Here is an 11573-nt window from a genome sequence, read left to right on the forward strand (position 1 = left end):
AAATTTATCTTTATTTTAAATTTTATTTAAAAAGAGATTATTATTTTATTGGTTCTGCTATACGCCTGTAATCATAAGGGTTTGGATCATCTTCCATTCCTTCTCCTCCATTAAAATAATCTTTTTCTTTCTTCGCTGCCTCATACCATTCTTTAAATTTAGGTAAACCATAATAATTATTCTTTTTAAATTCTTTTTCGTAAGCCTCTCTTTCAAAATGATAGTAATAGAATCGGGTCATAAACATTTGATTATAATCATAATGTTTATCGTATTTATATTGCTCTCCCCAATACAATAAATAAGCAGCAATTTTTGCTTTTTGTTCTATTGTCAAATTTTCTTCTTTAATTGCTGAGGATACCAAATAATTTGATAAATACTCTGCTACATACATAATATATAAATCGTCATGTGGGGTAGATAATTCTTTCAGTAAATCCAAGGTATTTTGATGTACTCGTATTTCTCCATTACAATCCTTGGTCCATAATAGTTTTCCCAATTCTTTCAAATGTTTTGTTTCGGCAAACTTTGAAAATAGTGGTAAATCCGTATTTTCAATCACCCATTTCAATAGTTTTTTATCCTCAGTATAACCAAATTCAGTTACCAAACTGCGCATAAAAAATTCATCATGCATAACCAGCCATGGAAACTGACTTTTATCGTCATTAAGGATGTATTTGTTACGAGAAATTACATATTGAGGTATTTTTACTTTATATGAAGCACTATCTATTGGAAATTCTACAACCCTAACTGGTGATATCAGAAAGCTCATATAACTATTTTTCAACATTAAAACAATATTACCTGTATAATCTGAAGGAAAATATTCAGATCTTGAGATACCTTTATTTTCTCCACTTTTTTCATCTTTCATATATTGACTGCCATATAAAAAGATAAATTCATCTCCTATTTTATTCATTCTGCAAGGTTGATTTATCTTCATATTTACTCCGAATACTTTTTGAATCTTTGCCTGAAATTCTTCTCTGGTCGGCATTTTATATCCGTTGCTAAGTAAAGACTTTAAAATTTCTGAATTAATCCAATTAACATGGCTATCATATATTGGTGTTTCTGTGTCTATACAATAATAAGCTTCATTGAGCATCTTTTTCATCGAAGTCATATCTAAGTTTTGCATTGTATCTATTATTTGCATTTGCTTTTCTTCTTTTTCTTCTTTGTTTTCTTGGTCTATTATTTGTTTTTGTTCTTGGTTTACTTGTTTTTTTTCCTGACAACTTGCCAAAAAGGTAAATAGACAAAATTGTAATATTAATATTTGTTTGATCATTTTTAGGTTTTTATAATTTTTTTGTATAATTTTTAGGTCTGAAATATCCAATCCATCCTTCATGATTTACCAGGGCTTTACTGGTGCGCTTATAAACGGATGTACGCGTTTGCTTATTTCCGGGAAATCCTCCATTAGCAACTGTATTTTGTGATTCATCTGCACTTCCAAACTTTCCTATAGCCTCTAAAATTGTAACTAAATCTTTTTGTGGATCATATTTATAGACTATTCCTGTATGACCTCCTTTGGAGGGACTTCTCCATACAAATATATCTCCCCTTTGTGGCTTAAAACTTTCTTCTTTGCCTACTAAGTCTATATTATTGTTACCTAACAGCTTCCTAAATTCTTTTTCACTGGTCATTCCTGATGTGGTCATATAGATTGGTTCATTTTTAGCTTTATTTATGCCTATTTCTAATTCATACAGATATCTGCTTACTAACTCTGAACAATCCATAAATTTCAACCCGGCTTCACTGACTTCTGTTCTGTATTGGTCTGTTTCTTGTTTATATTCATAATGATTGTCAACTAGTCTTTTCATCTTAGCTAATACTCCTTCTTCTTCCAGCTCCAACTCTTTGCCCCCTCTACAAACAGCTTTGTCGTACTTAAACCATGTTTTTAACTTTCTAAGTCCTTCTTTACGCTTTTCCCAACCATGCGGATCGGGTTTATCTTTATGTGTGAGCGGATACCCATTTAATATTTTAGATTGAAACCAAAAGTATTTTTCTTCCTCTATAGTTTCTTCATAGGCTAATGCAATATCATTTAATGATTTTCCCACTCCTTTTGGGAATGTATCTCGTTTCCATTTAGCGTACGCATTTTTTTCTTTATCACCATAATCTCTTATATATGAAAGTGCCTTTTTTTCAATACTCCATTCCCAACCGGCACTGTCTATGGCATAATGTAGATCTTTGGATATCAAATCAGGATCGGCGATAAATATTCTTTTCTCTTCTTTTTTCAGATACCCATTGTCTGCTAAATATTTTCCATAGTTTTCATAAGGTCCGGGATCATCGTAAGCAGTTTTATCCTTATTTAAATTACCGGTAAGTTGTATCAATCCTCTCCCTTTATAAAAGGAAGTACTGGATTTATATTTACTCGGTTTTTCTTGCGATAATTTAAAAAATCCCGTCTCTGCATTTACTTGAGCCAAAAAAGTAATCTTTTGTATGCAAGTATTAATACCATATCTGCGAAACATTTGGTTTAATTCCCTAGTTAAACTTTTTACGCTGTTGTCATTAATCAATCCGTCGGTCCACAGTTTCGTATTCCCGTTCATATGGATCAGCAATTGTTCCATTTCTTCTTCGGTAAAATCTCGATGACAATAACAATTACGTTTTTTCATCAAATTCTTCCCCCTGGCCACGGTAACCAAAGAAACAGAAGATAAATCTTCAAGATTTCCCAGATCAGAAACATAGAGCGGATTAAAAAAATGGAAAAAACCAGATTCCACCTTTTTTAATTGTTCTGCGGTAGGAGTTTGCCCTTCCTCCAAAGTGGGCATGGCAATGCCCACCTGCGAATACTCCTCATTAAAAACCTTTTCATACGAATCCCTGTTTACCGTCTTCAGCTGAGATTCCAATTCCACCCAAACCGTTGCATCGTTTGCATCCTTTTCCTCCTTAAAAACAGCGATATAGAACACCTGAGGGCTCGGAACGTTCGAGTCCCTCTCCGGGGTAAAATCCAGCGACAGTAAGCCGTCGGTCCCCACCACCTCAGCCTCATACCTTTTTGCCTGTGTTGCCACCATAAAGGACTTTTGCTTTTCGTTATAAGAATCCGCCCAATCATCCGCCCCCAATTTTTTATACACAACCACCGTTAGTTTTTCCTTAGCCATACCCACGGTATGTACCCAAACCGTATGTTTTATGCCGTACTCAGTAGTCTTTATCTGAACATCATCCGCTGCCTCATTAGAAAAACACATAGAAGTAATGCGCGCAGGAGCAGGGACTTTCAAATATTCTCTGCGATCCAATATCAAATATAACGTTTTCCCGTCTATATGCACCGTTTCCACTTCTTGACCGTCTGCCCGGTGGATCAAGGATATGCGAGAAAGATCCAACGGTTCTTTTGAGGTAAATTCCACCGTAAAAAAAAGTTGGGTCTGTACTTTAGGGTCGGGATTGATGGTTTGTATCTTTTCTTTACTTTCCCGGTCCACAATAAAGGAAAGTTGACAACTTCCTTTTTTATCCAAGACGGCATCCAGTTCTTTTATCAAACATTCTTGTCGGCGGAAGGTTTCCAACGGTTCAAAGTTGGGATGTTCTGCCCAAATCGTTACTTTGATTCCAACGCTCTCCAACCCTTTCAAACTAAGGTAGAAATAATTTTCTTCCTCCCAGCCCGTCTCGGTCCTTCTGGTTCCGTTTTTGTAACACCACAGGGCTCTTTCCAGAAAAACCTCTTCCGCTTGTACGGTTTTTTTTACCGAACGGCGACTTACTTCCTCTCCCTTCAGTTGGGCCGAAAAAGTAACTTTATCTTTCCTGTCCATTCGTAAAAACGCTTGTTGACAGTCGGAGGACAGACTCCATTCCAACTCGACAGAATGCGGATAGGTCCATTGCGGCGTTTCTCCCGCTTGCAGAGACATCAAGGGTTGGATCTTATAGACAGCTTCTGCTCCCACGGGTATTTTTTCAGGACCGCTGATGCTTTCCAAACGGTTCTTGCCTACTTCAATCCATGCCGTATCCGGGCCCTTTCCCAAAACAGCTGTCGAGTCTTTATCTTCCCCGAAGGCTTGGAATTTATAAATCCCGTAAAGGTCGGTTACAGGCTGCCCTTGTTTTTTGAATTCTTCGACAAGCGCTGCAACACTGATCTTTAACTCTTCTTTAAGTCCTAACCGCATGACTTTTCCCCCGTCTTTTTGAACAATCCAAAAAGCCCGATTCCCTAATCCGATCATTCCTTCGTAATTATACTTGATTTTCGAGACTTTCAGATGAAAAATGCCGTCTTTTCGTATCTTGTCGCTTCCCAGGTTTTTTATATTTTCTGCCGATCGGTTTTTTATTTTTACGGTCAACATGCGCCGATTAGGCAACATTCCCATCGGAACATAATTATGGTCTTCCAACTCTATAACATAAGAGCCGCTGTTGCGAAAAGAAGCCATCAGACTTCCCGAGAGAATCTGCGCTCCCAAAGGACTGTTTTTATGATCGGCAGAAAATCCCGGAGCATTGGTATATAAGATCGTCCCGTTCAAATCTTTGATGCGCCATCGCATGCCTTGCAACATAAAAAACTTGGTTTTTTCCGAATCGGGAAAGGTATAGCGAGGGGTAAAATAGGCGGGGGTATTTTTGGGAAGTTCCACGATTTTCTCTTTGGAAACCTGCTTTGCGTTGACAACAATTTCCTCGAGTTTGTTTGCTTTGCGATGGATGATTATTTTGGTAGAATCGCCGATGGGAACCTTTCCGTATCCGAAGATGGTGGTCTTGCCTTCAGGTAACTCTTCCAGATTTACTTGGTGTGTGCTTCCGTATTCCAGATAGGTTTTTATTCGGTCTTTTTGAGTATCTCCTTTGTAGTAGGCCCAATTGACCAGGCTGGCATCGTCTTTTTCCCTTACTGTGGCCTGAAGGGTGATTGTTTTAACCGCTCCGCCTATTTCAAAGCACACTTCTCGATGGGAGGGGATTGTTTGCTTGGGAACGCTTGAAGAAACCAAATCTATTTTGCTTACCGAAGGAATGGTATTTCCTAATGAAGCCGCAACCTTAGGACTTATCATAAAAATATCATACGATTCCCTGAGGTGTTTTTTAAAAATTTTAGCCGAGAGTTTGACCTTTTGGCCGTGGTTTTTTATGGTGATTTTCCCCTTATACTTACACTCCCCGTAGGAAGCTTCCGTCAGTGGTTTTTGTTTGCCGAATTCGGCGTTTTGATAATAATCTTTCCATGAAATTTGCGGGGTGCAGGCCGGCTGGGGGCTGCTTCGGTTACACAATCCAAAATTCATGTGGTCTTGGTCATCTTCCAGCCAAGTGGCTATTTTCTTTTGGTTGGCCAGGTACTTGTCATCGTCCTTATGCTTTACTTTTAAAATACATTCGGGAATACTTCCTCGGTTGCAGCTTACGCAAGCTCCTTCTACTACTAAGGCTAAATGATCGGGTTTTTTATCGGGCATGGAGTTAGTTTTTTTTAAGGTTGAGTTAGTGGGAGTAAAGCAATTAAAAAAAATTCTCTTTACTTTTTTATTTTTACGGGTTTACAAGCGGAAAAATTCCATAAGAATTAGATTCCTATTTACACTAAATAAACTATACACGAAACAACGAGACGTTATATTCATAAGTTAGGCTTTGTGAAAATTATTCGGCTAAGATAAAGATTTTTTTATCAGAATTTATAACTTTTACGGTTATTTTTACTTTAACTTGTTGATCATCACAAAGATGCTGTTGGGTTGTCTGAACAAAGTTATGGGTTGGTTTCAGGGTTTCTTTGAAAATAACTACAGGCTATCTGTTTGTGGTTTATGGATTTACAGTGTTGGGGTGTTGTTTTTATTCACCGATATGAACAATTTTCCCCATATGATTCAAACGAACTTTAACGATATTTCTAACCCCACTAGGTCTTTCCCTCCTCCAGATTATTCTTTTTAAATTTGCATCATTAAATTCAATGCCGGTTTCCAAATGATGTCTAAAATAATAGTCTTTAGAAGCTAATTTTTGGACTCTGAATAGATGTTGGGAAATTAGATTTAAGTTTTTTTCATCGTTGATATCTAGATCATTCGGATTGAAATCTTCTGAAGGAAATAAAAACATCTCGTTTTGTTTTATGGTAAAAAGAAATTTCCAACCCAGGTTTTCATTATAGAATTTATCAATTACGGGAAGACCTTGATTTACTTTTTCGACCGCTTCAAAAAAACTGACTATTTTTTCCTGTAGGTTTCCTTCTGCATCTTCATAAATAGCTACATGATGGTTATTTCCCGTACTCACAAAGTCTACCGGAATAGGTTTGCCGTTTAAATCTAAAAGTTCGTTTCCGAAATGGTCTTTTTTAGTATGTAGCGATTCCACATTACTAACTCCGATTATAGTTGCTGTTTTAATGCAGATTCCTTTTTCTTGGTTTAGCCAGATGGGTTTTTTTTCCAAATCTGAAAAGGCTTCTTTAGCATTTCCATGAGCTTCTTTTAATCGATTTCTTAGTATGTTTTGGGTAGTGGGATCCAATACTTTTTCAATAGTTTTTTCATTTTTAAAATTTTCGGGGGTAATAGCTTTTCTTATAGTATAAACTTTTTCAAACCATTGGATGGTAACTTTTTCAGGAATGGTATCGGTTGAATAAGCATTCAAAAAAATTGGTTTTTTAATTACGGAATTTTTACCGGAAAAAGCTTTTTTAGGATCATTGAAATGATCATTCAATCGTTTTAATAAAGCATTTTTGTATATAGGATTTTGAACCATTGATACCGTCTCATAGTTACATTTTGAAGAAATCATTATTTCTTTAGTCCGGGAAATTTTTGACATCCCATAAATGGTTTCTTTATGTAAAGGGCCTCTTGGCGTAAGTTCAAGCTTGGGCGAATATCCCCCTTTTTTCTTAGGTTTATTTAAGTTTACAGTGGTTACCGTATTTTTAGTTTTGTATGAAACCAATATTTCTTTTAATTGCTTTTCGACTTCTTGTCTAAAATTTTGAGTTGGAAAAGTAAATCGAGAGGGGCTGCTTCCATTTTCATTGATTTTATCATATTTGATCTTCTTTTCAATAGCAAGAATAACTGCATGGCGTTTATGTTTTTCATCGTCCCGAGCATTCATATGATTTAAATATTGAATATGATTTCGGGATGTAAAAGCAACAAGTAAAGCATCGAGAGCTTGATGACGATGGTCATTTCCTTTATCCCAATCGATGATCATTTCTTTTTTTTCACCTCTTGAATTTTCAATCAACTTTGTAAGTCCGGCGTTACGGAATTTTTCAATATTCAACTCTTTCATAAGTTCAGTTAAGTTCCAATCTTTACGTAATTTAGAAGTAATATCACTGCAAGTAGTAACCAGATCGGGAGCAATTTCAAAAAGGAGTTCCTTAATTTTTCCGGCAATATATGGTGTATCTTGCAACTCTCTGTTGATAAAACTTTCACCTATTTCGGATCCTTTTTTACGTAAGTTTTTATATTTGGTTTCGGAAATAGCTCCTTTCTTATATAATTCTGAAATTACATATTGAAAGTGTTCTTCTTTCTCTTTTCCTTGATTTGATAGGTAATCGAAAGCAGTTAAATTACTTTTTTCAAGGTTTGCTTGCCTGGGAACCAGTACTTTATTGGAAAAGCTGTCATCAAATACTTTGGATTGCGGGATGATATGGTCAACGTCATAGTTGTTTGTAAAAAGATAATCTTTATTTATAGGAGTATCAGTATATAAATCGTTAAAACCGTTCGCTTCCAATTCTAAATATAATCGATAGCGAGTTATATCGTTCTTTGAGGGGTTCGAAATATTAAATTCTTTTTTTAGTATTTCTGAATATTTTTGATATCGAATTTTAGCAGCATCCCTATTTTTTGAAATTTTTTCTCGCTCTTTAGCATTTTTTTTGAGCTCTTTTGCTAATTCAAGGCGTACTTCATCAAATGCACCATACTCATCCATTAATGAATTTACCAGGTTAATTAATTGGTTTATGACTTTTTCCACTACAGGGCTTCTCAAAGAATTTTTAGGTAAAATTTCGAGTCGATCTTTTAATTTGCGGTTATTACTATCCTCACGGGGCAGGGAATGTTTAGAATGTTTATATCCCGCCATTATGCATGCCTCACTAAAAGTATTTTCTTTACAATAGGGGTAAATTTTTCGCATTGCCTTACTACTTAAATTACCATATTCTGAATCATATGAGATGGAAGCAAAGAGTTGTGCATATTCCTTTTTAAATCCGAATTTAGTAGTTAACAGTTCCAACAATTTATCATTTCCCGAAGTAGAATTGTCTCCTTCATAAGAATATACTAAATGCCAGAGCTGATATGCGCTTTGATTTTCAAATTCAGGATTCGGAAGCAACGGGTCAAAATCTAATATAGAAGTAGAAATAGAACATGTTTCAAAGACAGATTTTACTATTTCTTTGATTTCGGCGGCAGGGATTTTACTGTCTCCCGGTTTTAACTCTTCTTGGTCTTCCGGTATGTCCAAAAGTTCAAAAACATTATATCCTTCTATATCTAAAATTTTAAGATAAATTCGGTAAAGCTGTTCTTGAGTTCGATTTCCTTCCAGGATTGTAAAATTGATTTTAGTTTCTTTAGAGGGCAATTCTAATAGGGATAAAGCTTTTGGTCCGGATAGGTTTCCTTTAATATTCAGTTCTGTAAATAGTAATTCTTTTTCTTTTAACGTCAACGGACGATCGCTTCCTTCCCTTTTGATGAGTACATTACCAAGGCTTTGCCATATTTTGAATTGTTGGAAAAGAGGGGAGGACTTGGGGGCAACCTTTAAACCGATTTTTTTCTTTTTCTTTTTTCCGTTTTTATTTATTTCAATTTCTTGGTTTTCAAATTCACAAAAATTAATTAATCTTTTTTGGGAACGAAGTTTACGTTGGTAAAAGATAACGGAATCTCGAATCTTTTTTTTTAGCCCAGGAGTAAGTTGAGGGTGGAATTGCGCTTGAGTTTCCCATATTTGCTCAAACTCATCAAGATAGTCTTGTCTCAAAAATACTTGATTTTTTAATTTGGTGTGAATATTTTTTTCTACTTGGGAAAAAAGATTTTCGCCTATTGTCTGTTGGTTGAAATAAAGCTCTTTACTTCGATCACTAATTGCGCCTAAATATCCGCTGGAATTAGCAATATGGTTATTTATTTCAGCCAAAACATAGGCTATTTCTTCAAGAGTTATTTTTTCCGAGACTGCTTGGTCTCTCCATTTAAAGGCTTGTAACTTTTTTTCATCTCTTTTCCCTTTATTTATGGCGATTCTGATTCCATATTTTTTTAAAAATAAAGCGGCAGTTGCTCTTTGTCCTTTTCCTTCCAGTTCTTTTTTAAAATCTTCGGTCAAAATATCGGGATAATATTTTTTTTGAAAATCCCATAATGCGGACCATTCCTTTTCTAAATCGGAACGGTAAAAGTCAGGAATTTGCTTTTTCCCTTTTTTTATAAGTTGGTAAATATATTGCCCGGGAGTTAACTTTTTTTCATATAAAAGCTTAGCAATCTCCATTCCGTCTATTGCTTTCCCATCCTCATTGTTTTTTACTTTTCGACTGCTTTTATATCCTCTCTTTTTGTTTATATGAAGTAAAACCCTGGCTAATTCTTCCAGTTCAATTCTTTCTTTTGTTGCTTTTGCTCGATTTTTTAAGGTTTCGAAAGAGGTAAATTTACCTTTTTCTGTCAAGGAAGAGTTGGATGAAATAATTTGGTTTTGAAGTAGTAATGCGATTAAGTTATTTCTTCTCAGCTTAAAACGTTGAAGGTTTCTTCTAGCGCTTCTTACTGAAGATCTTTCTGCATTGGGTGTAACAGACAATCCTTTCTCAAAATTATTCTTTTCATCTTTGGTTATAGGAATTACCCGCACCCCTAATTTGGAAATAGTATTTAAATTTGGATTTTCTTCATTTTCACGGACAACAGCCCAGCCAATTGAAGATACTCCTACGTTCAGGCCAAGAATTTTCTTAAAAGACATAATGATCTATTTGGTTTTAGTAATTATTCAATAAAAGTATAAACTAATTAGAAATAAAAAAAATGTATATTTATGATGAATTAGTTTAATTTATTGATTATATTTGAAGCAAATAAAATTTGAAAGCAATTCACAATAAGGATTATTCCGTTGTGAAAACATTAAAGGCGGGAATTATCTCGCTTTTTTATTGGTATGTTGGTAAGTTTAGGCTGTTATAGTAGATGGTATTTTATAAGGATAATTTATATTAAATCACATTCATTTAATTTCTTTAATAAGAATAGTATAAACCGGAAAATGGTCACTATATCCCCCCGTATAATTATTATTAGAAAAAGTACGGTAGGGATAGCCTTTATAAGGACCTTCTTGTGTAATTAAATAAAAAGGCGCAAACACGTTCATTCTATAAAAGTGATAACCTTCCTGATCTGTAACAAGGGCAGGAGACATAATTTGTTGATCAAAAAAGCTAAATGAATCTTGATAGGCAATAGTTCCTAATCCTTTTTTAAATAAGTTCTCTGCGGGATTATAATAAGAACCGGTTGTTACGTTTTCTTTTTTAGATACCGTATTTAACCCCTTTTTAATGCTGGGGCTGGTACAATCATCATTAAAATCACCCATAGCTATTATTTTTGCCTTTGGGTTGATGCTTATAAGGCTATCCATTGCTTGTTTTAAGACTTTGGCAGCTGCCATCCTTTTGGGTAGGCTTCTTTGTTCACCTCCTCGTCGGGAAGGCCAATGGTTGACCAAGAAATACATTTTTTCACCCTCTAACAGACCTTCTACCAGTAGTATATCGCGTGTGTAATTTTTATAACCTTCTTGTCTGGGTAAATTTATGAAAAGCTTTTGTTTATTTTGGAGGATAAACCTTGTTTTGTTATATAATAAGCCAACGTCTATGCCTCTTTCATCGAAAGAATTGAGATGAATAAATTCATAATTTCCTCCTCTTTTATTGATGGCTTTGCATAGATCATTCAATACATGCTCATTTTCAATTTCACATAAACCAATGATTGCCGGCATAGATTGAGTTTCGGCCTTTCCGGTTTCGGATATAACTCGGCTGATGTTATTGATTTTTTCTTTATATTTTTTTGTATTCCAGCGTTTCGAACCTTTGTAATGGAATTCGTCGGTTAAAATATGCTTTCTGACTACCTTTTTTCCTTTTAGTTTATTGAAGGATAGTTCACCTCGGTACACTTCATATCCGGATTGTAAAGCTTCATCTTCGGATACGCTTATTTGATACTTTGGATCATTAGGATCCAGGGTGCCGTTAATAAGATCAGCAGATGGAATGGTGTCATAGAGATTTTCTACGTTATAAAACATGACAGTTGCTGATTTATATCGTATTTGTGCTTCACAAGGGGTATAAATCATTAATAAAAAAATAAAAACAAATATATTTTTTAAAAATATACGCATAGATCCGCTTTTTTATATTAACAAAACTAAAAATAAATAATTAT

Annotated in this window: 4 protein-coding genes; all 4 read right to left on the reverse strand. The window is 35.0% G+C overall.

Features of this window, described 5'->3' with window-relative positions; genetic code table 11:
• Positions 1 to 40 precede the first annotated feature (40 nt).
• Entirely contained in the window at positions 41 to 1372 is a 1332-nt protein-coding gene (locus GYM73_RS09905) for a hypothetical protein (RefSeq protein WP_220234382.1), read from the reverse strand.
• Entirely contained in the window at positions 1320 to 5510 is a 4191-nt protein-coding gene (locus GYM73_RS09910) for a PAAR-like protein (RefSeq protein ID WP_220233739.1), read from the reverse strand. The genes GYM73_RS09905 and GYM73_RS09910 overlap by 53 nt, the downstream gene beginning before the upstream one ends.
• A 379-nt stretch (positions 5511 to 5889) precedes the next feature.
• Positions 5890 to 10077 carry a type II CRISPR RNA-guided endonuclease Cas9 gene (gene cas9 / locus GYM73_RS09915; protein ID WP_220233740.1) on the reverse strand — a complete coding sequence of 1396 codons (4188 nt, stop codon included), beginning with the start codon at positions 10075 to 10077 and terminating at the stop codon, positions 5890 to 5892.
• 261 nt (positions 10078 to 10338) lie between these two features.
• Entirely contained in the window at positions 10339 to 11529 is a 1191-nt protein-coding gene (locus GYM73_RS09920) for an endonuclease (RefSeq protein WP_220233741.1), read from the reverse strand.
• Positions 11530 to 11573: the final 44 nt, after the last annotated feature.

The organism is Apibacter sp. ESL0432, assembly GCF_019469225.1.
Lineage (GTDB): Bacteria > Bacteroidota > Bacteroidia > Flavobacteriales > Weeksellaceae > Apibacter.